The sequence below is a fragment of the Phaeobacter sp. CAU 1743 genome (assembly GCF_039839315.1).
Taxonomy (GTDB): domain Bacteria; phylum Pseudomonadota; class Alphaproteobacteria; order Rhodobacterales; family Rhodobacteraceae; genus Phycobacter; species Phycobacter gallaeciensis_A.
Window position 1 is genome coordinate 1 of record NZ_JBDOQR010000050.1, and the last position, 22,557, is coordinate 22,557.

General features: G+C 60.8%; 22 protein-coding genes. 6 read left to right on the forward strand and 16 right to left on the reverse strand.

From position 1 onward, the window contains the following. Nucleotides 1–497 precede the first annotated feature (497 nt). From AAFO90_RS17490 to AAFO90_RS17510, 5 genes are all read left to right on the forward strand, one after another. Complete coding sequence (locus AAFO90_RS17490; protein ID WP_347510188.1) at nucleotides 498–1,622, forward strand: extracellular solute-binding protein; 1,125 nt, start codon at nucleotides 498–500, stop codon at nucleotides 1,620–1,622. A 151-nt stretch (nucleotides 1,623–1,773) separates the two neighbouring features. Continuing rightward, entirely contained in the window at nucleotides 1,774–2,886 is a 1,113-nt protein-coding gene (locus tag AAFO90_RS17495) for an ABC transporter ATP-binding protein (protein WP_065271600.1), read from the forward strand. Between the two features lie 12 nt (nucleotides 2,887–2,898). Beyond that, entirely contained in the window at nucleotides 2,899–3,819 is a 921-nt protein-coding gene (locus AAFO90_RS17500; protein WP_065271599.1) for an ABC transporter permease, read from the forward strand. Next, nucleotides 3,816–5,102, forward strand: a complete 1,287-nt coding sequence (locus tag AAFO90_RS17505; RefSeq protein WP_347510189.1) for an ABC transporter permease — start codon at nucleotides 3,816–3,818, stop codon at nucleotides 5,100–5,102. The genes AAFO90_RS17500 and AAFO90_RS17505 overlap by 4 nt, the downstream gene beginning before the upstream one ends. A 152-nt stretch (nucleotides 5,103–5,254) precedes the next feature. After that, nucleotides 5,255–6,214, forward strand: a complete 960-nt coding sequence (locus AAFO90_RS17510; RefSeq protein WP_347510190.1) for a cation transporter — start codon at nucleotides 5,255–5,257, stop codon at nucleotides 6,212–6,214. A gap of 73 nt (nucleotides 6,215–6,287) precedes the next feature. On the opposite strand, the gene AAFO90_RS17515 is transcribed toward AAFO90_RS17510, so the two are convergent. From AAFO90_RS17515 to dctP, 12 genes are all read right to left on the reverse strand, one after another. Further along, nucleotides 6,288–7,061 (reverse strand): DeoR/GlpR family DNA-binding transcription regulator, encoded by a 774-nt coding sequence (locus tag AAFO90_RS17515; protein WP_274868414.1) that lies wholly within the window; start codon nucleotides 7,059–7,061, stop codon nucleotides 6,288–6,290. 48 nt (nucleotides 7,062–7,109) lie between these two features. After that, on the reverse strand, nucleotides 7,110–8,003 hold the full coding sequence (locus AAFO90_RS17520; RefSeq protein WP_347510191.1) for an HAD-IIA family hydrolase: 894 nt from the start codon (nucleotides 8,001–8,003) through the stop codon (nucleotides 7,110–7,112). Continuing rightward, complete coding sequence (locus AAFO90_RS17525) at nucleotides 8,000–8,902, reverse strand: glycerophosphodiester phosphodiesterase family protein (protein WP_347510192.1); 903 nt, start codon at nucleotides 8,900–8,902, stop codon at nucleotides 8,000–8,002. The genes AAFO90_RS17520 and AAFO90_RS17525 overlap by 4 nt, the downstream gene beginning before the upstream one ends. A gap of 9 nt (nucleotides 8,903–8,911) precedes the next feature. Further along, a complete protein-coding gene (locus tag AAFO90_RS17530) occupies nucleotides 8,912–9,991 on the reverse strand; it encodes a sn-glycerol-3-phosphate import ATP-binding protein UgpC (protein WP_347510193.1) in 1,080 nt (359 codons plus the stop codon). Next, nucleotides 9,992–10,840, reverse strand: a complete 849-nt coding sequence (gene ugpE, locus AAFO90_RS17535; RefSeq protein WP_347510194.1) for a sn-glycerol-3-phosphate ABC transporter permease UgpE — start codon at nucleotides 10,838–10,840, stop codon at nucleotides 9,992–9,994. Then, on the reverse strand, nucleotides 10,840–11,721 hold the full coding sequence (gene ugpA / locus AAFO90_RS17540) for a sn-glycerol-3-phosphate ABC transporter permease UgpA (protein ID WP_065271591.1): 882 nt from the start codon (nucleotides 11,719–11,721) through the stop codon (nucleotides 10,840–10,842). Before ugpA ends, ugpE begins: the two co-directional genes overlap by 1 nt. An 81-nt stretch (nucleotides 11,722–11,802) precedes the next feature. Continuing rightward, entirely contained in the window at nucleotides 11,803–13,116 is a 1,314-nt protein-coding gene (ugpB, locus tag AAFO90_RS17545) for a sn-glycerol-3-phosphate ABC transporter substrate-binding protein UgpB (protein WP_347510196.1), read from the reverse strand. A 447-nt stretch (nucleotides 13,117–13,563) separates the two neighbouring features. Continuing rightward, nucleotides 13,564–15,081, reverse strand: coding sequence for a malonyl-CoA synthase (locus AAFO90_RS17550; protein ID WP_347510197.1), 1,518 nt, complete (start codon nucleotides 15,079–15,081; stop codon nucleotides 13,564–13,566). A gap of 3 nt (nucleotides 15,082–15,084) precedes the next feature. Next, on the reverse strand, nucleotides 15,085–16,341 hold the full coding sequence (locus tag AAFO90_RS17555; RefSeq protein WP_347510198.1) for a malonyl-CoA decarboxylase: 1,257 nt from the start codon (nucleotides 16,339–16,341) through the stop codon (nucleotides 15,085–15,087). Next, a complete protein-coding gene (locus tag AAFO90_RS17560; protein ID WP_347510199.1) occupies nucleotides 16,338–17,654 on the reverse strand; it encodes a TRAP transporter large permease in 1,317 nt (438 codons plus the stop codon). The genes AAFO90_RS17555 and AAFO90_RS17560 overlap by 4 nt, the downstream gene beginning before the upstream one ends. Nucleotides 17,655–17,657: 3 nt before the next feature. Next, on the reverse strand, nucleotides 17,658–18,203 hold the full coding sequence (locus tag AAFO90_RS17565) for a TRAP transporter small permease (RefSeq protein ID WP_065271587.1): 546 nt from the start codon (nucleotides 18,201–18,203) through the stop codon (nucleotides 17,658–17,660). A gap of 69 nt (nucleotides 18,204–18,272) precedes the next feature. Continuing rightward, nucleotides 18,273–19,259 (reverse strand): TRAP transporter substrate-binding protein DctP, encoded by a 987-nt coding sequence (gene dctP, locus AAFO90_RS17570; protein WP_065271586.1) that lies wholly within the window; start codon nucleotides 19,257–19,259, stop codon nucleotides 18,273–18,275. Between the two features lie 136 nt (nucleotides 19,260–19,395). On the opposite strand from dctP, the gene AAFO90_RS17575 reads away from it, so the two are divergent. Further along, complete coding sequence (locus AAFO90_RS17575; RefSeq protein WP_065271585.1) at nucleotides 19,396–20,052, forward strand: GntR family transcriptional regulator; 657 nt, start codon at nucleotides 19,396–19,398, stop codon at nucleotides 20,050–20,052. Nucleotides 20,053–20,068: 16 nt separating this feature from the next. Here AAFO90_RS17575 and speB read toward each other — a convergent pair whose 3' ends face one another. The 4 genes from speB to AAFO90_RS17595 all read right to left on the reverse strand — a co-directional run bounded on the left by speB (nucleotide 20,069) and on the right by AAFO90_RS17595 (nucleotide 22,552). Next, nucleotides 20,069–21,025 (reverse strand): agmatinase, encoded by a 957-nt coding sequence (speB, locus tag AAFO90_RS17580; RefSeq protein ID WP_347510200.1) that lies wholly within the window; start codon nucleotides 21,023–21,025, stop codon nucleotides 20,069–20,071. 52 nt (nucleotides 21,026–21,077) lie between these two features. Beyond that, nucleotides 21,078–21,719, reverse strand: a complete 642-nt coding sequence (gene maiA, locus AAFO90_RS17585) for a maleylacetoacetate isomerase (protein ID WP_347510201.1) — start codon at nucleotides 21,717–21,719, stop codon at nucleotides 21,078–21,080. 81 nt (nucleotides 21,720–21,800) lie between these two features. Continuing rightward, the gene (locus AAFO90_RS17590) at nucleotides 21,801–22,343 is read right to left on the reverse strand and encodes a VOC family protein (protein WP_274833316.1); all 543 of its coding nucleotides are present in this window, start codon (nucleotides 22,341–22,343) and stop codon (nucleotides 21,801–21,803) included. Further along, nucleotides 22,340–22,552 carry a DUF2783 domain-containing protein gene (locus tag AAFO90_RS17595; protein ID WP_065271581.1) on the reverse strand — a complete coding sequence of 71 codons (213 nt, stop codon included), beginning with the start codon at nucleotides 22,550–22,552 and terminating at the stop codon, nucleotides 22,340–22,342. Before AAFO90_RS17595 ends, AAFO90_RS17590 begins: the two co-directional genes overlap by 4 nt. Nucleotides 22,553–22,557 lie beyond the last annotated feature (5 nt).

The window sequence follows — 22,557 nt, forward strand, 5'->3', positions numbered from 1 at the left end:
TCGCCCTCACGGGCATGCTGGCTGCGGGTGAGTTCGGTCCAGGCCATCGTGGTCTCCGTTCAGTGTCGTACCCGAACAGAAACACAACCTCCTGAACTCACTCAATTAGTTTCAAATCGGGCTCTGAAAGAGGGCAACTGGATCCGCCGTCTGGGAGCGGCTGTTCTGATGGCGGGGGGCGTTGCACTGATCGGAACGTCTTTGTGATGGGCATCAAGCCGCGCCGACTGCTCAATCTTCGGGCATGGGCGTTGACGCAACGCCGGGCGGCGCGCAAAGTGTTAGCGGCCACATTTCCAATGCGGCGCATTAAGATCAAGATAAACAGGGGCTTTGGGGCGAATCTGGACCCATTTGGGCGTCGCGCTGCGACATTCTGGCCTTATCAGTTTTTGAAACTGTCACTGTCGACTGAGACAGGCCAACCGCAAGCTTTTGTTACTTGAGACAACGAAAATAAAAACACGACCAATAATCCAATAGGGAGTATCCAAACAATGACTGCAAAACACACCGTCACCCGGCGTTCCGTGCTGAAGACAGCAGGCGCAGCCGCGCTGGCCGCACCGCTTTATTCCAAGAGCGCGCTGGCCTCTTCGGGTGAAGTCAACATTCTGATGTGGTCGGATTATCTGCCGCCTTCCTTCCTCGAAGCCTTTGAGGCGGAAACCGGTATCAAGGTGAATTACACCGGTATCGGCTCGAACGAGGAAATCATCAACAAGATGAAGGCGACCAAGGGGCAGGGCTTCGACATCGTCTCGCCCACCAACAACCGCTCGCTGCAGTGGGGCCCGCTGGAGCTGCTGCAACCTTTTGACATGAGCAAGGTGAACATCGACGCGGTGAACCCGGCGATGGCCAAGATCGGCACCGACGCCTGGAACTTTGGCGGCAAGGGCTCGCACTGGCTGCCGCATATCTGGGGCACCGAAGGCATTGCCTACCGTACCGACAAATGGCTGCCTGCGGGCGATGCGCCCTCTTATGGCGATGTCTGGAGCGAAGAGAACGCCGGCAAGACCATGGGCCGCGCGCATTCGATGATGCTGGGCGCCGGTCTGTACATGGAAGCTTCGGGCGAGATGGAGCCGGGTTCTGTCTGGGCCGCCTATGAAAACGAAGAGACCATGCGCAAGGTCTGGGGCCAGATCACCGACTGGTGTGTGGCGCGCAAGGACCGGATCAAGCTGATCTGGAACGATGCAGACACCCAGAAGAACGGTCTTCTGAACGAAGGCGTTGTGGTTGGTCAGACCTGGGACGGCCCGCCGCTGGCGCTGAAATCCGCTGGCGAGCCGGTGCACTATCAGGCGCCGGTCGAAGGTGCGATGGCCTGGGTCGACGGTATGTCGATGCCGGTGGGCGCGCAGAACATCGAACAGATCTATGCCTTCATCGAGTTCGCCTATCGCAAGGAACCCGCGGGCGTGGCCATCGACAGCCACGGCTACAACTCGCCGGTTCTGGGCGCTGATGCCTACTCGGGCGACACCTACAAGAAGAACTTCGCCGAAGCCTATCCCGGCGACAGTCTGGCCAATCTCAACCCCTGGCCGGCCGAGGCGCCCTGGTACGCCGACGTGCGCACCGAGTTCGTCAACAAGTTCAAGAGCGCCTGATCCGCGCCTGATAAAACTGGCCTTCCGGTGCATCCGGGGGGCCAGCCGCGCGCCAGATGGCGCAAGACGCAATGACAATTGAACGGGTGCATCCTGCGCCGACCGGTGGTCTGCCACCGGACCGGAGGGGTGCAATCTGAGGAGAGGCCATATGAGTGCTGGGGTCGGTGTAGATCTTGAGAACCTCTGGATCCGATTTGGGGATTTCGTCGCGGTCCGCGACGCGAATGTGAACATCAACGGGGGCGATTTCTTCTCCTTCCTCGGGCCGTCGGGATGCGGCAAGACCACCATTCTGCGGGCGGTTTCGGGCTTCTTGGAGCCCAGTGATGGCCGGGTGCTGATCGGTGGCAAGGACATGAAGGGGATCGGCCCCAACAAACGCCCCACCGCGCTGATCTTTCAGAATCTGGCGCTGTTTCCGCTGATGAAGGTCTGGGAAAACATCACCTTCTCCATGGAGATCAAGGGCGCCTCCGCCCGCGAGCGTCGCAAGCGCGCCGACGAGCTATTGGACATGATCGCACTGCCGGGGCAGGGGGATAAGCTGCCCTCGGAACTGTCCGGCGGCCAGCGCCAGCGGGTTGCCATTGCCCGCGCCCTGTGCGCCGAGCCGGACGTTCTGTTGCTCGATGAGCCGCTGTCGGCGCTGGACCTGAAACTGCGCCAGCACATGCGCACCGAGCTGCGCGAGATCCAGAAGCGGGTCGGCATCACCTTCATCTATATCACCCACGATCAGGGCGAGGCCCTGACCATGTCCGACAATATCGCGGTGATGCGCGCTGGCGTCATCGACCAGATCGGCGATGGGAAATCGGTTTACAACGACCCCGCCACTGCCTTTGCCGCCTCCTTTGTCGGGGAAAACAACGTCTTTCGCGGCAAGGTGAAACAGGTCTCGGGCGAGACGGCCCTGATCAGCACCAACCGCTCCGGCGATCTGCTGGCCCGCATCTCCACCGCCAATCACGGCAAGATGCAGCCGGGTGACGATGCCATGCTGTTCATCCGCCCCGAAGCCTTTGCCCTCGCGCCTGCGGGCGCCTCTGGTGATCACTTTGTTACCGCCACCGTCACCAACGAGGAATTCGAAGGCAACGTCTTCAACATCTTCATGGAAGGCGACGGCGGCAAGGAGTTGAAGGTGTCGCTGCCCAACCTTGGCCAGTCCTTTGACAGCCATAAGGGCGAGGCAATGACCCTGCAATATGATGTCCAGAACGCCGTGGCTTTGCCTGCTGGCGAACTGGCCACGGAATAGGAGGCGATCGTGATGCCTCGTTTTCTGAGGGAATTCTTCAACCGCAACGGCGTCGGCATGGGGTCTTTGATGCTGGGTCTGGTCCTGTTCTGGACCGTGGGCCTCATCATCCTGCCGCAGCTGTCGATGCTCGACTTCTCGTTCCGGCCCAACCTGCCACCGCCGGAAATCGGCGGACCTAAGGATGTCTATACTGTCGAAAACTACAAATACCTGATCTACGGCCCCGAGGGCGGCAGTCAGGACTATAACGCCGTCGATCTGCGGGTGTTCTACCGGACCCTGATCGCAGCCGTATTCGTGACCCTGTTCAACCTGATCCTGTGCTATCCGATTGCCTATTATCTGGCGCAGACCAAGGGTAATCACATCCGCATCTTTGCGCTGATGCTGATCATTCCCTACTGGATCAATGAGATCCTGCGCGCCTTTGCCCTGCGCATCATCTTTGGCGAAACCGGGGTTCTGAACAACGCTTTGGTGGGCCTTGGAATTTTCGACACGCCCTTTGATTTCATCCGCAACGATATCGCGCTCTATGCGGGGCTTGGTTATGCCTACATCCTGTTGATGATCTTCCCGATCTACAACGTGATCGAAAGCCTTGACCGCAACCAGATCGAGGCAGCGCGGGACATGGGGGCCAGCTGGCCGATGATCCATCGCCGCGTGGTCATCCCCTATGCCAAACCGGGCATTTCCTCGGGCTGTACCATGGTCTTCATGCTGTCGGCCGGGGCGCTTGCGGCGCCGCAAATCCTGGGTGGCCCATCGTCGCTCTGGTTCACGCAGCTGATTTATCAGCAGTTCAATGACAACAGTGACTGGCCACAGGGCGCGGCCTATGCGGTGGTGCTGCTGGTGACCTGTATCCTGCTGGTGTTGGCGATCATGCGCCTGTTCAAGGTCAACATGGGGGATATCGGCAAATGAAGTCCTTCTCCCTGATCCGCGCCAGCCTCTGGATCTATCTGGCGATCTTCTTTGCCTATCTGCTGGGCCCCTTGGTGATCATGTCGGTCACCGCCTTCAACAGCCCCGAATTCCCGCGGGCCACGCCCTGGGAATGCCTGACCTTCGAATGGTTCTCGGCCCTGTTTCAGGACGAGCGTATCCTCAACGGGATCAAGAACTCGATCCTGGTGGGGGCGGGCACGGTGGTACTGTCGGTGGCGATGGGGCTCGCCGGGGCACTGATGCTGACCCAGATCTGGCCCAAGCTGCGCGCCACATACTACACCATCATCATCGCGCCGATCCTGATCCCTGGCGTTGTCATCGGTATTTCGACGCTGGTGTTCTGGGACCGCATCAACCGCATGGTGGGTCTTGGCGCCGACAGCTTCCTGTCAAACGGGCTGTTCCTGACGGTGATCGGTCAGTCCACCTTTATCGCCAGCTATTGCATGCTGGTGCTGGTGGCGCGGCTGCAACGCTATGACACGGCCCTGACAGAGGCGGCGCTGGACCTTGGCGCCACCCATGCGCAGGCGTTCCGCAAGGTGCTGCTCCCGTTCATGAAACCGGCGATTGCCTCGGCTGCGGTTCTGGCCTTTCTCGCCAGTTTCGAGAACTACAACACCACCACCTTCACCTTTGGCGAATATCCGACGCTGACCATCGAACTGGCCCAGAAGGTGCGCTATGGCATTACGCCTGCGATCTCGGCCCTGGCCTTTATCATCGTGGTGCTGACCGTCTTTGCCGCGCTGTTCAACGAGGCGAACATCCGCCGCAAGGAACTGGTGGCCACGGCCCGCAAGGATGCTACGGTGGAAGAGCTGGAAAGCGGCAAGTTCCGCGTTCCGGGCTTCCTCAGCTCGAACTGGGCGGCGGTGGTCCTGGTGGTTCTGGCCTGCGCTACGGTTGTCGTTGTCGGCACCGCCACGGTCTACAGCCCCGCGCAATGTATTGCCGATGTGCAGGAGCAAAAGCGCATTGAGACCGAACTGCGCATCCAGGAACTGCGCCAGCGCCGCGCCGAAGAAGCGGCCCGCAAGGCGGCGGAAGAGGCCGAAACCGCGCCGAAACCTCAGGCAGCGCCCTCTGGCAACAACTCCGGCTTTGGCGGGGTCTTCAGCCCCAACACCCTGACCGGGGATGGCGAGACCGAGGAGGAAGAAAGCAAGGCGCCCGCGGCGGACGACAGCAACAACTCCGGCTTTGGCAATGTCTTTGCTCCGAGCACGCTGAGCGGCGAGGGCAGTGGCGACTGACCTTGGTCTGAAGCGAAAATGAAAAGGCGGCTCTAAGGGGCCGCCTTTTTCTATGGTTGTGCGGAAGGCAGGCATGCCTTGCGGGTGTTGGCAGACATTTGATGGCAGGATAGGGATGCAGCGAAACGGGTGTCACACTGGGAAAGCGCGATATGGCTACGCAGAACGGCGACAACACAAAGCGCCTTGAAAGCCGTTCGCTGGGCGTGGCCATGTGGGGCAACCTGTTCATGGCCGCAGCAGGGTTGGTGGCGGGTGTGCTATCGAACTCCAACGCGATCATGATGGACGGTCTGTTCTCCCTTATCGGATTCGGTTCCGCGCTTCTTGGACGGCGGATCAGCCGCCGCATTGATGCAGGCCCCGACAAGGCGCGCCCCTATGGCTATGCTGCGGACGAGGCGATCTTCTCCACCTTCCGGTCGCTGTCCCTTCTGGGACTGGTCCTGTTCGCCATCACGAATGCGATCAAGAACGTTTACAACTACCTCAGTGGCATGACGCCTGAGCCGCTGAATTTTGCTCCCATGATCATCTACTTTGCAGGGATCGGGCTGGTCTGCGCGATCCTGTGGGGCTTCCATCATTTTACCTGGCGTCGAACGGGGAAGCGCAGCGCGATCCTGCGGCTTGAGGCAAAGGCCGCGATGTTTGACGGGCTGATCACGGCTGCTGCGGGCGCCGGTCTGGGCGCCATCTATATGTTCCGGGATGGCCCGCTGGCACCGGTTGCGCCGGTTGGAGATTCAGTGATTGTACTCTTGCTCTGTCTGCTGGCCATCGGTTCCTATGTGCGTGAATTCCGGGGTGGGCTGGGCGAATTGGCCGGCGCGAGCGCGCGGCCGGAGTATGTCGCAACCGCCCGGCGCAGCCTGCGGTCCGCGATCGCCGAGGATGGCGGCGAATTGCAGGACATGTCGGTGACCAAACTTGGCCGTACGTTCCTGGTGACTGTCTACTACGATCCTCGCCGTCCCATGTCAGCATCAGACATCGACAAGCTGAACCTGCGCATGATCGAGGATGCGCGCAAGACGCTGACGGGGGCGGACGTGCTGCTGTTGATTACCGAACATCCCCGGCGCTGGCCCGATGCTCTGAACCCGTTCTGAAGCCTGTGCTCCCGGTAAAACGGCCCTGCATGTTCGCCGGGATGCCTCTCAGGCTTGTCGTTGTCCGTTTTGGTCAGCTTGGGCGGCTGTGACCCGTCCCGCTGGCCAGCGTCACGGGCGGGCCGGACCAATCGACGTTCTCGGGCAGGCGGTCGGTGATGAAATGATCCATCGCATCGAACCCCGCAACGCGGTGGGCGGCAGAGCGGCTCCATTTCGTATGGTCGGCCACCAGCAGCATCCGCCGCGCGCTGGCGCGGATCGCGTTGCTAACCTCGGCGTCGAAGTGTTTGAAATCGAGGATACCGTATTCGGGATCCAGCGCCCCGGCACCGATCACACCGAAATCTGCGACGAACTTCCGGTAGCCTTCCAACGCCTGCGCTCCTACCAGATCTCGGTCCTCGGGGCGCAGCTGCCCGGCCACCACATGCACATCGCAGGAGGGCGCGTTGCACATCAGCCGGGCAACTTCCAGATTGTTGGTGACGATGGTGATGTCGGGGGTCTGGGTCAGCGCCTCGGCGACGTATTGCACCGTTGTGCCGATGCCCAGAAGAACGGTCGAGCCTTCGGGGATCAGCGCCGCTGCGGCATTGGCGATGGCGCGTTTGCGGTCCTCGTTCAGCGTGGCACGGGCGTGAAAGTTGAGGTTCAGCGGATTGGACGGCGGCGCCACGCCGCCATGCACCCGCCGTGCCAGCCCCTGATCGCACAGATCGTTGATATCGCGGCGGATGGTCTGGGTGGCGACACCGAATTCAGCAGCCAGCTCATTGATGGATTGCTGCCCCGAAGCGCGCAGCTGTTCCATGATCTGACGTTGACGGTCGTTGAGGTCGCTCATCCGGGCTTCCGTTCCTGTTGCCGCCGTCCGAGGTCTTCCACTGTTGGATCAGATCGACGGCGCGATCCAGTCCGGGACAATTCCGCTGCGCTCGATGTAGCCGGTGACATCGTGACCGGCGAACAGCCCGTGCGCTGTGATCAGGGCGGTGTTCCAGCCCTGCGCCTGCGCCCCTAACACATCGGTGTGCAGGGTGTCGCCAACCATGGTGATCCTCTGCGGCGCTATGTCACCAAGCCGGGCCTGCGCTGCGGCATAGACCGACGGGAAAGGCTTGCCATGAAATACCGGCGAAATGCCCAGCTGATCGCGCAGGGCGACGGCGTAGAACCCCGGCTCCAGTGTCAGCCCGGTTTCGCGCGGGGCGACCAGATCCGGGTTTGCCACCACAAGTGGGCGGGGATTGCGCGCCAGGCTGTCGTGCAGCATGCCCTGTTGCGCCCCGGTCCAGTCCGAGGTGCTGAGCAGCAGGAAGGCATCTGCGGCTTCGTATGTGTCGGGTGAATTCCCCAGCGCCACGGCGGCCACCGGCAGTTCGGAAGCTTCAAACCCGGCTGGCGCCATCACGCCCCAGGTGCCGTCCGGGGCGATGTCGGTCAGGCAGGTCTCGCAGACCTCGCGGCTTGAGATGATCTCTTCCGCGGCAAAGTCAAAGCCGAGGCGGGCGAATTTCTCTTCGGTCTGGGCACGGGTAAAGCTGGCTGCATTGGTCAGAACCAAGAGCGCCTTGCCCGCATCGCGCAGCTGCTGCACGCGTTCGTGCGCGCCGGGGATTGGGCTGTCGCCAACGTTGAGCACCCCATAGGCGTCAAAGACGAAGGCATCGGTCTGATCCATCACCTGGTCAATGCCCGATACCGGCCGCGCCTTTCCCTTGTGATTGCTGACGGGCAGATGGGCGCGGATTTCCTCGTATCTGGCAAAGGCGGCTTCGGGGGTCATGCTGTCGTGGCCTCTGCTGCAAGGAGTTCGTCGCGCAGCCGCACAGCCAGCGCGGGATCATCGGTTATCACCCCGTCCACATCCGCCAACAGACCTTTGCGGATCGCCTCTTCGCCGCGCATGGTCCAGACCATGACCTGCAGGCCAAGGCTCCGGGCTAGCTCCCGATGGGCGGGCGTCAATTCCCAGAACAGCGGGCTCCAGACGGTTGCGCCGGTGTCGGCAAGATGGCGCAGCATCGCCTCTGGATCGGCAGGGGCGCCGTCCAGCCAGGGCGAGCCGTCGTAGAGGTTGCCTGAGGCGTGGATTTCGCGGCTCATCGACAGGTGCGAGCGGCGGAACTGCGGTGCTACGCGTTTAGCCGCCGACAGGATCTGCCAGTCAAACGCATGGATCAGGCAGTAATCCTGGGTTCCCGTGGCGGTGATGACATCGACCGCAGCGCGCACGAAATCCTTGGGCGCGGGTTCTGCGGCGTCTTCGGGGTCGTGCTTCAGCTCGACCAGAACATCGACGGGACGGTCGGCCTTGGCCACCAGATCCAGCACCTCGGACAGGCGCGGCACGCGGGCGCCGGGCAGGTCCTGCTGCTGCGGATGCTTCTTTGCGTACTCCGAACCCGGACGAATACCGCCCACGTCAAAGGCGCAGAGTTCCTCATAGGTCAGCGCGCCGATGGCCGGGCCTTCCTCTGACAGGAACACACCCGCGCTGTCGCGGGTGGTGTCGGCCAGAAGACGGTGATTGTGGGTGACGACGGGCACGCCGTCGCTGGTCAACAGCACATCCAGCTCGATCCCATCCGCGCCGGAGGCGATGGTATGCGCGAACCCGTCCAGAGAGTTCTCGGGGAGAACATCTGGTGCGCCGCGATGTCCGAATATCTTGGGCAACTGCATGATCCGTCCTCAGGCCAGTCGTTTGCCAGAGGCCAGATCGAACAGGTGCAGCTGATCGGCGCCGCAGCCCAGTTCCAGCGTCTCGCCGCTGTCATGCTGCTGCACGCCGGGCAGGCGCACGGCCAGCGGGACCGAGGTGCCGGAGACCTTGCCGTGGACCACCGTGTCGGCGCCCAGCTGTTCGACGAAATCGACTTCTAGATGGAACTGCGCTGCGCCCGAGGCATCAGGCGACAGATGCTCGGGGCGAATGCCCATGGCGATCTTGGCGCCTGCCATTGTGGGGATCTCATCGGCAAAGCGGATGTCGCGGCTGCCATCAACCAGCAGGCTGCGGCGATCCTCGGTGACGGTGCCTTCGACCACGTTCATCGCGGGGCTGCCGATGAAATCGGCAACAAACCGGCTGGCAGGACGCAGGTAGAGATCCATCGGCGTGCCGATCTGCTCTACCTTGCCCGCGTTCATGATGATGATCCGGTCCGCAAGGCTCATGGCTTCGACCTGATCGTGGGTCACGTAGATGAAGGTGGCGCCAAGGCGCTGGTGCAGGGCCTTCAGCTCGGCGCGCAGCTGGGTGCGCAGCTTGGCATCGAGGTTCGACAGCGGTTCGTCGAACAGGAACACCTTGGGATCGCGCACGATGGCGCGGCCCATGGCGACCCGCTGGCGCTGACCTCCCGAGAGCTGCGCCGGTTTGCGGTCGAGATATTCCTCAAGCCGCAGGGTGCGGGCGGCCTCGGCGATGCGCTCGGCGATCTGGTCCTTCGGCAGGCCTTCGTTCTTGAGGCCGTACTCCATGTTGCCGCGTACCGACATATGCGGATAAAGCGCGTAGTTCTGGAACACCATCGCGATGTCACGCTCACCCGGTTCCAGATCGTTCACACGGCGCTCACCGATGCTCAGATCACCGGCGGTGATGCTTTCCAGGCCGGCAATCATCCGCAGGATGGTGGATTTGCCGCAGCCCGAGGGTCCGACCAGCACGATGAACTCTCCGTCGGCAATATCCGCATTCACATCGGACACGGCGGTGACGCCGCCGGGATAGGTCTTGCCCAGGGATTTGATGTTGAGAGTAGCCATTTATTTCTCGCTTTCGACCAGCCCTTTGACAAAGAGCTTTTGCATTAGAACGACGACCAGAACCGGAGGGATCATGGCAAGGACGGCGGTGCCCATGATGTAGTGCCAGACCGGCAGCGACTCGCCCGAGTTGACCATGCGCTGGATGCCCATGACGACGGTGTAGAGGCTTTCGTCGGTGGTGATCAGAAGCGGCCAGAGATACTGGTTCCAGCCGTAGATGAAGAGGATGATGAACAGCGCCGCGATATTGGTGCGCGACAGCGGCAGCAGGATATCCTTGAAGAAACGGACCGGACCTGCGCGGTCGATGCGGGCGGCCTCGACCAGCTCATCCGGGATGGTCAGGAAGAACTGGCGGAACAGGAAGGTGGCCGTGGCCGATGCAATCAGCGGGACGGTCAGACCTGCATAGGTGTTCAGAAGACCCATCTTCACCACCACATCGAATGTGGGCAGGATCCGCACTTCGACCGGCAGCATCAGGGTGACGAAGATCATCCAGAAAAAGCCCATGCGGAAGGGGAAGCGGAAATAGACGATGGCATAGGCCGACAGGATCGAGATGAAGATCTTACCGAAGGTGATGACCAGCGCCATGATCAGGCTGTTGAACATCATCATGCCGATCGGCACACCGCCCGCCTCGGGCAGGCCACCGGCCAGGAGCTGGGAATAATTTTCCCAGGCCTGATCCCCGAACCACAGCGGGATCGGCGATTGCGACAGTGCGCCGGGACCGTGGGTCGAGGCGACCAGCGCCATCCAGACAGGAAAGCACAGGAACAGGACGCCGGCGATCAGGATAGCATGGGTAAAGAACGTCAGAATGGGGCGATTTTCGACCATCAGTATTGCACCTTGCGCTCGACGTAACGGAATTGGATGAAGGTCATCAGGATCACCATGCCCATCAGGATCACCGACTGAGCAGCCGAGGAGCCGTAGTCCTGACCAATGAAGCCGGTGTTGTAGACGCGGAACACCAGGATCGAGGTGGCGTCTGCGGGGCCACCTTCGGTGGTGGCGTGGATCAGGGCGAAGGTGTCAAAGAAGGCATAGACGAGGTTGACGACCAGCAGGAAGAAGGTGGTGGGCGTCAAAAGCGGGAAGGTGATCGACCAGAAGCGGCGTACCGGCCCGGCCCGGTCGATGGCGGCTGCCTCGATCAGGGATTTGGGAATGCTCTGCAAACCCGCAAGGAAGAACAGGAAGTTGTAGCTGACCTGTTTCCAGGCGGCGGCCACCACGACGAGCAACAGGGCCTGATCGCCGTTCACATAGTGGTTCCATTCGATCCCGATCCCCTTCAGCCAGTAGGCAACGATGCCAAGCGAAGGGTTCATCAGGAAGTACCAGATCACACCGGCAAGGGCAGGGGCGACGGCATAGGGCCAGATCAGCAGGGTCCGGTATCCGGTCGCGGCCTTGATCACCCGGTTGGCGGCAACCGCCAGGATCAGGGAGATGGCCATGGCGAGGAAGGCAACCGAGAAACCGAACAGCAGGGTCGTGCGGAAGGACTTCAGATAGCCGGGATCGCTGAACAGTTCGTAATAGTTGTCCAGCCAGACCCATTCACGGGAAAACCCAAAGGCGTCTTCGATGAAGAACGAACTTTCAAGCGCCTGATAGGAGGGCCAGAAGAAGAAGGCGATGGTGATCGCGATTTGCGGCAGTACCAGCAGGTATGGCAGCAACCGGGAGCGGAAGACGACACGCTTTTGCACGGGCAGGAACCTTTGGGGTGGTCTTTTTCAAAAAGGGGAGGCCCCGCCAGGGACCTCCCTATAGCCAACATGTGGGGATGATCAGTTGTTGGCTTTTTCAAACTTGCGCAGCAGGGCATTGCCGCGCTCTACAGCTTCGTCCAGGGCGGTCTTGGCGTCTTTGTCGCCTGCCCATACGGCTTCCAGCTCTTCGTTGATGATGTCACGCACCTGCACGAAGTTACCGAAACGGACGCCTTTGGAGGCCGGTGTCGGTGCGTTCAGGGACAGCTGCTTGATCGCGGTGTCGGTCAGCGGATCGGATTCATAGAAACCCTGTTCCTTGGACAGATCGTAGGCCGCGGTGGTGATCGGAACATAACCGGTGTTCTGGTGCCAGTAGGCCTGCTGCTCGGGGGCAGAAACGAACTGGAAGAAGTCGGCGACACAGCTGTATTCCGCCTGCTCGTGACCGTTCAGAACCCACAGGGTCGCACCGCCGATGATCGAGTTCTGCGGCTTGTCCGCCACTGCGGTGTCAACCGGCAGCATGGTCTGGCCGAATTCGAAATCGGTGATGTCTTTCTTGAAGCCACCGTAATAGGCCGAGGAGTTGATCCACAGCGCGGTTTCGCCGTTCACGAACTGACCACGGCTGTCACCGCGACGGCCGCCGTATGCGAACAGGCCTTCTTTGCCCATGTCGGCGATACGCTGGATGTGGTTCACAACCGCGTCGTTGTTGAAGCTGAACTCGGTTTTCAACGAGGCAAAGCCGTTTTCCTCGGTGCCCATGGGCAGGTTGTGCCATGCCGAGTAGTTTTCGATGTTCGACCAGGACTGCCAGCCAAAGGAGAAGGGCTTTTCAACGCCGTTTGCCTTCAGGGCGCGGGCGGCTTCTTCGACTTCGTCCCAGGTGGTGGGAACGTCAACACCGGCAGCGTCCAGCGCGGTCTTGTTGTACCACAGAACCGGGGTAGAGGAGTTAAACGGCAGCGACAGCAGGTTGTTGTCGGTGTCGGTGTAGTAGGAGATCACGGCAGGCAGGTAGGCAGAGGGATCAAAATCGACGCCTGCGTCTTCCATCAGCTTGTAGACCGGGTAGATCGCGCCCTTGTCACCGGCGGCCATCATGGTGGCGGTGCCAACTTCGAAGACCTGCACAACGTGCGGCTGCTCACCGGCGCGGAAGGCGGCGATGGCGGCGGTCATGTTCTCGGTGTAGTTGCCTTTGTAGACAGCGTTGATGTGGCAGCTGTCCGAACCGGCGTTGTATTCGGATGCGAATTTGTCGACGATTTCGCCCAGCTGACCGCCCATGGCGTGCCAGAACTGCACTTCGGCCTTCTCGGCGAATGCGGTGGTGCCGACCATGGCAAATGCAGTGGTCGCCGAAAGAATGGATTTGAGTTTCATGTTCATCTCCTGAGGCCACGGCAGATCAGTCCTGTCCGCAGCGATTCCCCGTTATTGATTCCGTATGAGTTCAATCACTCACATGAGGCGCATTATTCTGTCTTTGTAACGCTCATATGAATTCACTTTGCGTTCAGGTGAACATTTCGTCAAGGCAGACATAGTCTGCCCAATTAATAATCTTTCACTGCCAACCGGCCTTGCGGCGGCGGTATATGATTGAAGTTTTTAGAATTTTATGTACCAAAATCCGCGGCTGAGGCAGGGCTGACGATGTCGTGAGCAGGCCCGGGAGCCGTTATTTTCTGTTGAAAAGTGCCATCTGAGATCGTCAAAAAGAACAACACCCCGGCGCCGTTGGGGCGGCCGGGGTGCGTTGCAGAAGATCTGATTCTGCCCGACAACCCCGCAAGATTGGGGCGCATATCCGGGCCATCTTCCGTGGCGTCAGGAAGCCTTGAAGGCGTCCTGGTACTGCTCTCTCAGGATGTTTTTCTGCACCTTGCCCATGGTATTTCGGGGCAACTCATCCAGCACCACCAGTTTGCGCGGGTGTTTGAACCGGGCCAGAACGTCACGCACCGCGTCCATGATCGCATCCGTGTCGGGGGTTTCGCCCGGCGCCGGGACCAGAACGCCCAGCACGGTTTCGCCGAAATCCGGGTGCGGTACGCCGATCACCGCGCTTTCCAGCACGCCGGGCTGTTCATCCAGCACCAGTTCGATTTCCTTGGGGTAGATGTTGTATCCGCCCGAGATGATCAGGTCCTTGTTGCGGCCGACGATATGGACATAGCCATCCGCGTCCACCATCCCGAGATCCCCGGTGATGAAGAACCCATCGCTGCGCAATTCGGCTGCTGTCTTCTCTGGCATCTGCCAGTAGCCCTTGAAGACGTTGGGACCGCGCACCTCGATCTGGCCAACCTCGCCTGCGGGCAGGGTGTCGCCCGACGCCGGATCGGTGATCTTCAGCTCCACCCCCGGCAGCGGGAAGCCGACGGTGCCCGCGCGGCGCTCGCCTTCATAGGGGTTGGAGGTGTTCATGTTGGTTTCAGTCATGCCATAGCGTTCAAGAATACGGTGGCCGGTACGTTCTTCGAATTGCACGTGGGTCTCCGCCAGCAAGGGCGCAGAACCGGACACGAACAGCCGCATATGCCGGGTCAGATCTCCGGTGAACCGCGCATCTCCCAGAAGCCGGGTATAGAAGGTTGGCACCCCCATCATCGTGGTCGCGCGCGGCAGGTTCTCGATCACCGCATCAAGGTCGAATTTCGGGAGGAAGATCATCGCGCCACCCGCCAGCAGCGTCACGTTGCTGGCGACAAACAGCCCGTGGGTATGAAAGATCGGCAGCGCGTGCAGCAGCACATCATCCGCCGTGAACCGCCACTCGGCCGCCAGCGTTTCCGCGTTTGACAGCAGGTTGTTCTGCGTCAGCATCGCCCCCTTGGAACGCCCCGTGGTGCCAGAGGTATAAAGGAAGGCCGCCAGATCCTCGCCATCCCGGTCGACCGTGTCATAGAAGGTCGGCATCGCCGCCGCCTGGTCCATCAGGGTGCCAGAGCCATCTGCATTCAGGGTTTCCAGCGCCGCGCCAAGAGGTTTGGTGATGGGGGCGACGGTCGCCTCCTTCCCGGCATCGCAGACCACGACCGAGGCGCCGCTGTTTTCGATGAAATAGGACAGCTCATCCGCCGTATAAGCTGTGTTGAGCGGCAGGAACACCAGACCGGCCTGCGCACAGGCCGCATATAGGGCCAGCGCCTCGGGGGATTTTTCCACCTGAACGGCAACGCGGTCGCCGGGTTGTAGCCCTTTGCCGGTCAGGACATGGGCGATCTGCGCGGCCATCTCAAGAAATGCCTGATGGTTGACCACCTGCCCGTCGGGCAAATACAGAAACGGGGTGGATTTTCCGGCATGGGCACCAAACAGCCCGTCATAAAGAGGATTTGCCATGGGCTAACTTTCTTCTGTTTTTTGCAGCTTTGATGCGGCGGCGAGGGCGCGCACCTCTGCCGTTGCGGCCACCTTCTGGGTGGTGGCGAATTGTTCGTGGTTCTGGGCAACTTTCTTCAGGTCATACAGGTAGTTGACCATCGCGCCGCCGGACTGGGCACGCCCCTTGTCCGAGGTATCCGCATCGGCGTGCACCGCATGGACAATGGCGCCGTTGCCCAGATGAAACCGTGCGACGGGATCAAAGGGCAGGCCACCGCGACCCTTGGCGTTAAGCAGATAATGGGCCGCGTCCGATTTCATCCGGTCCGGGTCGGAGGGAGCCCAATCCAGACCCTCCTGCTCGATCCAGCCCGCAAGCCCCGGAATGGGGGAGAGGGTAACAAAGGTTTTGAGCCCTGCCAGTTCAGCCGCCAGATCAGCAGCCACCTGTTTGATCAGCGAATTGCCAAAGGAAATACTGGCCAGGCCCGACTGGCAGTTGGAGATCGAGTAAAAAACCGCCGTATCAGCTTCGTCCGCCGTCATCGGGGTGCGATCCTCGGCCAAAAGCGCCTGAATGGATCCCGGTGTGCCCTTGGTCAGCGCCACCTCGACAAAGATCAGCGGCTCATCCGGCATCGCGGGATGGAAAAAGGCGAAACAGCGCCGGTCTGCCGGTTGCAACCTGCGGCGCAGATCGTCCCAGCTGTGAATGGCGTGCACGGCCTCGTAGGCGATGATCTTCTCCAGAATGTTCGCCGGGCTTTGCCAGTTGATCGGGCGCAGCACCAGAAAACCTCGGTTGAACCAGGAGGCAAAGAGATGCCGGAAATCCTGATCCAGTGCTTCAAGTTCGGGAATGCCCCGGCCAAGGCGCAACAGATCCGCGCGCATCCGCACCAGCGCACCGGTGGCGCCCGGCACCCGGTTCAGGCGGCGGATCAACTCTTGCCGCCTGGGTTCGACCGCAGCCATGAAGGTACGGTAGGTCGCCTTTGACGGGCTTTGCTCATAGGCATCCAACCCGCTGCGCACCGCCTCGGGGTCGATGTTCAGCTTGGTGGCGATATGGGTGAAGAACGCCAGTTTGTCCGCGTCCTCCAGTTGCTCAAAGCCCGAAATCACCTCGCGCGCCAGCATCAGCTCAGAGGTCTCGCCTGCTGATCCAACCAGATCCTCGGCCAGTTCGGCGATGGGCCGGTTGTCCTGTCCCGCCGCGCCCGACCAGCGGTAGCGGCGTTCAAAGACGGTGGAAAGAAGATCTGCGAGAAGGGTCACATTGCACCTCCCATCACGAGGTTGGGCAGCCAGGTCGCCAGACCCGGGAACAGGCACAGAAGCACGATGGCCAGCACCATGCAGGCCACGAAGGGCAGCGAGCCGGTGAGGATGGTCTTCAGCGAAATGTCCGGCGCGATGCCGTTGATGACGTAAAGGTTCAGACCCACCGGCGGAGAGATCAGGCCGATCTCCATATTGATGGTCAGCACCACGGCAAACCAGATCGGATCGAAACCTGCGGTGGTGATGATCGGCAACAGGATTGGCGCGGCCATCAGGATCACCGCGACGGGCGGCAGGAAGAAGCCCGCGATCAGCAGGAAGACGTTGACCGCCCCCATCAGCACCCAGCGGTTCACATCCAGCGTACCGATCCATTCGGCAATCGACTGGGTGATGAAGAGCGAGCTGAGCATGTAGGAGAATACCCCGGCGGCGGCGATGATGAAGAGGATCATCACCGATTCCTTGGTGCTGTCGCGCAGCACCACCCACAAATCGCGCGGGTTCCACAGCTTGTAGATCACCATCGCAATCAGCAGACACAACAGCGCTCCGACGGCGGCGGTTTCCGAAGGCGTCGCGATGCCGCCATACATGGCATAAAGAACGCCAAGGATGATCAGCAGGAACGGCACCACGCGGGGCAGGATCTCGAACCGCTCGGCCCAGGTGTAGCGACCCGAGCTGAGGCGCTGGGTGTTGCCGGACCGCCAGGTGGAGTAAAGCGACCAGGCCATGAATAGCCCTACCAGCATGAAACCGGGAATGACCCCTGCAAGGAACAGCCGTCCGATCGAGGTTTCGGTGGCGATGCCATAGACGATCATGGTGACCGAAGGCGGGATCAGGATACCCAGCGTGCCACCGGCGGCGATGGAGCCTGCCGCCACACCATCCGGGTAGCCGCGTTTGCGCATCTCGGGGATGCCCATCTTGCCAATAGCAGCGCAGGTGGCAGGCGAGGATCCCGACATGGCAGCAAACAGCGCGCAGGCGCCAAGGTTTGAAATCACCAGCCCGCCGGGAATGCGGGTCAGCCAGCGTTCCAGCGCCTCATAAAGATCCGCTCCGGCGCGGGTCGAGGCGATAGAGGATCCCATGATGATGAACATCGGGATCGACAACAGGGCGAAATTATCCAGTTTCCCGAACAGGATTTCCGGCATGAGCTCAAGGCTGCGCATCCCGTCAAAGATCATCAGGAAACCGGCCGAAACGATCAGCAGCCCCAGGGCGACCGAGACGCCGGAAAACAGCACGAGGATGGTGGAAAGGGCAACAATGCCCCCAAGAACAAGTGGGTCCATAGGTCAGAGATCCAGGCCAAAGGGTTTGTCGGCGCCGGTCAGAAGCGCCACGAAGTCAGCAATCAGTTGCAGCAGAAACAGCGCAAACCCGACGGGAATGGCCAGATAGGGGATCCACAGGCGCACGCCCCATACGGTGTCCGAGCGCCAGCCGCGATCCCAGGCGAAATGCCAGTACTCGAACCCGTACCACAGCATTATCGCCATGATGCTGATCGACAGGAGTGAGGTCAGAACCGCCAGCCCAAACCGCGCGCGCGGCGGCAACGAAATCGGGATCAGATCGACGTTCACATGGCCGCGCAGCCGCTGCACATAGGGTAGGCCGATCAGGGTAGCCGAGATGACCAGATAGATCACCGCCTCGGTCTGCCAGACGGTGGATCCGTTCAGCACAAACCGGATCACGATCATCTGGCAGGTAATCGCAACCGCTGCCATGATCATGGCAGCCGCGCACCAGCCGGCAAGTGTAGACAGGCCCGCAACGGCCCGCAGGAACGGATTGTTCCCGGTTTTTGCGATCGTGGCCGCGCTTTGTCCTGCCATTCCCGCCTCCTGAAGTTCTGAGATATTCAAAAAAGGCGGGGCAGCTTCAGGCCACCCCGCCGGGTGTTATCACTCGACTGCGAGCGCCAAATCGAGAAGCGCCTGACCGTCCGAAACCTCATCCACGAATTTCTTGTAGGAGGTTTCCATGGCCAGCTTGCGCCATGCGTCGAAGTCATCGGCGCTCATCTGGGCGATTTCCACACCGGCGTCGGCAAAGACCTTGGCCGAGGCTGCGTCCTGTTTCTTGGCTTCTTCCAGGTAATAGGCTTCGGCCTTTTCGGCAGCGGCCAGCAGCGCGTTCTGCTGTGCTTCGCTCAGACCCTCAAAGGTGCTCTTGTTCATCAACAGAGGTTGATACATGAACCACAGGGCTACATCGCCCGCCGGGGTGTAGCAGCTGACCTGTTCGTAGATCCGGTAGGACACGAAGGACGATGACGATGTATTAGCGGCCTGCAGAACGCCGGTTTGCATGGCGTTGTAGATTTCCGAGGACGCCATCGAGGCGATGGAGGCACCGGCCCCAGCCAACATCTGTTCGAAGGCTTTACCGGCCGCGCGGGTCTGCAGTCCTTCGATGTCGGAGGGTTTGGTGATGCACTTGTCCTTGCCTGCGAAACCGCCGGCCAGATAGCCGTGCACCAGCACCATCACGTCGTCGTCGGCCATCTTGGCCTCAAGCGCTTCCATGAAGGGCGAGTTGCTGAGCCGCGCGGCGTGGTCGTGGTTCTTCACCAGGCCGGGCATCAGCGTCAGGTTATAGGCGGGCTGCTGACCGCCAGCATAGCTGAGCGGCAGAACGGTCATGTCCAGCTGGCCGCGGCTGAGCGGTTTATACTGCTCGCGCGGTTTGAACAGCGATTTGGAGCCGAAGATCTTGATGTCCAGATCGACATCGGCGGCGGCCACCTCATCGGCGACGATCTGCGCGACCTTGTGACGGATGTCCTTGTTCGACCACTGGTGCGACAGGCGCAGTTCGGTGGCATTGGCCAGCGCGGCCGACGACAAGAGCGCCGCGGCAGCGACCGCAGCTTTCAGCATGGTTTTCATTTTTTCCTCCCTGAAATTCCAGCCTTTGATGGCTGGAGATGCCCGAACGTAAACATCAGGTGTTTTTCAAGTCAATATTTTTGTATACAAGAATAGTCATGTTGAATTTTCAAAACCGGAGTGCTACTGAAAATCCATGGGGCAACGTCGTGCAGATAGTATCGCTGAAGAGCTGGAAGAGCTGATCTTTGACGGCACTTTTGCGGATGGCGACCGCTTGGACGAGGTGCGCCTGGCCGAACAGTTCGGCGTTTCACGCACGCCGCTTCGTGAGGCATTTCAGCGGCTTGCGCTCTCTGGTTTGGTACAGCTGATCCCGCGACGCGGCGCCTTTGTACGTCAGCCCGGCCCGGTCGAACTGATGGAAATGTTCGAAGTCATGGCCGAGCTGGAAGCGGTCTGCGGACGGCTGGCAGCCAAGCGGATTTCGGATCAGGCGCTGGATGAGCTGAACGATGCCAATGCTAAATGCCAGGCAGCGGTCGATGCACAGGATTCGGATGCCTATTACGTGGAGAACGAGCGTTTCCACCGCATCCTCTACCGTGAATCCGGCAATGGGTTTCTGGAGCAGGAAGCCTGCAAGCTGCACAAACGCCTGAAGCCCTTTCGCCGCCAGCAGCTGCGGTTTCGCGGGCGTCTGGCGCAGTCCATGGATGAACACAAGGCCGTGGTGCAGGCGCTGGTCCGGGGCGACGGCGAAGCCGCTGCCAACGCCCTGCGCGATCACGTCGCGGTGCAGGGCGAGAAGTTCCACACTCTGATGGCCAGCCTTAAAAGCGCGGCAGAATAAAGCCGCCGCAGCAGGTTCAATCGCGGTGGTGCAGGATGCGCCCGATGGTGTTCATCAGCAGTTGCGCTGCCAAAGTGGATGTGCAGCCGGTGGTATCGTAATCCGGCGCCACCTCCACCAGATCAAGCCCGACGATATCGCCCCGCTGCGCCAGCGCGTCGATGATCTCCAACACCTCGTAATAGAGAAACCCGCCGTGGCTGGGAGTGCCGGTGCCCGGTGCGATTGAGGGGTCGAAGGCGTCGATATCTACCGTCAGATAATAGCGCTCTCCTTGCGGGATGCGGTTGATCAGTGCCTCGGTGCCCATCTTGCGCACATGGCGGACCGACTGGATGTCCGACCCCATGGAGCGGGCGGCATCATAGCCGTCCTTGGCGGTGGAGGAGACGTTGCGGATGCCGATCTGGGTCAGCCCGGTGACATAGGGTTTTTCAGCGGCGCGGCGCATCGGGTTGCCATGGCCATAGCGTACCCCGTGACGCTCGTCGACGAAATCGAGATGCGCGTCGATCTGCACCACGTGGATCGGCTCCTGATCGTCAAAGGCGTTGATGCAGGGGATATTCACCGAATGATCGCCGCCCAGCACCACCGGCAGGGCACCGGCCTTCAGGATCTTACGCACGCCGTATTCGATATTGGCGTGGCTCTGCAGGGTATCGGTATGGATGATATCCGCATCGCCAATGTCTACGATGGTCACCTTGGCCGGGTCCAGATAGGTGACGTCATCCTCGAAATCATAGGCGCCCGCATGGCCAAAGCTGAACAGGGTCGAGGCTTCGCGGATGGCACGCGGTCCCATGCGTGCACCCGACCGCCACTGGGCACCGAAATCGAACGGCGCGCCCAGAACGGCCGCATCCGCATCGATGGCGTCCCAGTCTTCCACGTAAGGGTATTTGCCAAAGGTGCAGATGCCGACGAAAGGCAGGTTCAGCCGCCCGCTGTCATATCCGTGTTTGCTCATTCTGCGCTCCCCGTTGTTGTTGCCGATAGTAAGGGGAAGCGGCGCGCCGGGGTCAAGCGGTGGGTTGCACCGCGTCCGGATGGGCGGCAGCAAAGGCCGGATGCTGGGCGCAGGCTTCCTCGACCGCCAAAAGGCGCGGCATGTCCGAGATATCCGCTTCCCAGCGGCGGGCATTGTAGACCTGCGGCATCAGGCAGATATCAGCCAAACCCGGCGCATCACCCGTGCAATAGGGAGCCTGTTCAAAACCCGCCAGCAGCGCCTCGAACGCCTGCAATCCGGGGCGGATGAAATGCTGCATCCAGGCCTTGGGCATATCCTCGCGCCCGCCGCTGAGCTGCGTGGCATGGCGGGCGACAGCCAGATTGCACACCGGATGCAGGTCCACCGCGATGGATTGCGCCAGCGCCTGTGCCTTGGCACGCTCTGCCGGGGCTTTCGGGAGAAGGTTCAGATCACGGGTCTGGTCCAGATAATCCAGGATCGCCAGCGACTGTGTCAGCCGCAGCCCATCGATTTCCAGCACCGGCACAAAGCCCTGCGGGTTGCGCGCCAGATGTTCGGGGCTGCGTTGCTCTCCCTTTACCAGATCGACGGGGATGGACTGGTATTCGATCCCGGCAAGGTTCAGCGCGATGCGCTGCCGGTAGCTGGCCGACGACCGCCAGTAATCAAAAAGCACCACATCCGTCATCAGTCTCTCCCTCTTGTGCCTGCCTGATATGAAACCGCACCCGGGATCCCCGGATGCGGTCTTTGTGTTTCGGTCTGTTGTTCAGACGTTACTCAGTTCCTTGGCGTGCAGCCAGTCTGCGTGTTTGGGCGCCTTCTTGGTCTTTGACCATTCCTCCAGCATCTCCCATTTCACGGCGTCCAGTTTTTCCAGCAGCGCCTCTTCCTTGGGATCTGGGCAGGCCAGTTCCACCCGGTGGCCGTTCGGGTCGAAGAAATAGATCGAGTGGAAGATCGAATGATCCGTCACACCCAGCACCTCGACACCGTTGGCCTCAAGATGGTCCTTGAATTCGATCAGCGTGTCGCGGTCCTTCACCTTGAAGGCGATGTGCTGCACCCATTCCGGCGTGTTGGGGTCACGGCCCATTTCCGGCTTGGTCGGCAATTCGAAAAAGGCCAGGACATTGCCGTCGCCCGCATCCATGAAGACATGCATGTACGGATCGGGTTCATGCGTGGACGGGACGTGATCCTCGGCAATGGCCAGGACAAAGTCCATCTTCAGCATCTTGTTGTACCACTCCACCGTTTCCTTGGCGTCCTTGCACCGATAGGCGACGTGATGGATTTTCTCGATTTTCACTTGCTCTCCTCCGAGGGCTGAAGCGCGGCAGCCGCCAGCGCCTGTTTCAGGATCGCGCGTTTCCCAATGTGGTTGGACAGGACCAGCACTAGTCGCGCATTGAGCGCGTCGCTGTCGGCCTTGGAAAGGCCCTCGTGTGCGGCCAGAAGATCGGCGTAGAAATCATCGGCGCCGTCGATGTTCGGGGTCAGGATCAGTTGGTCGGACATCTGTG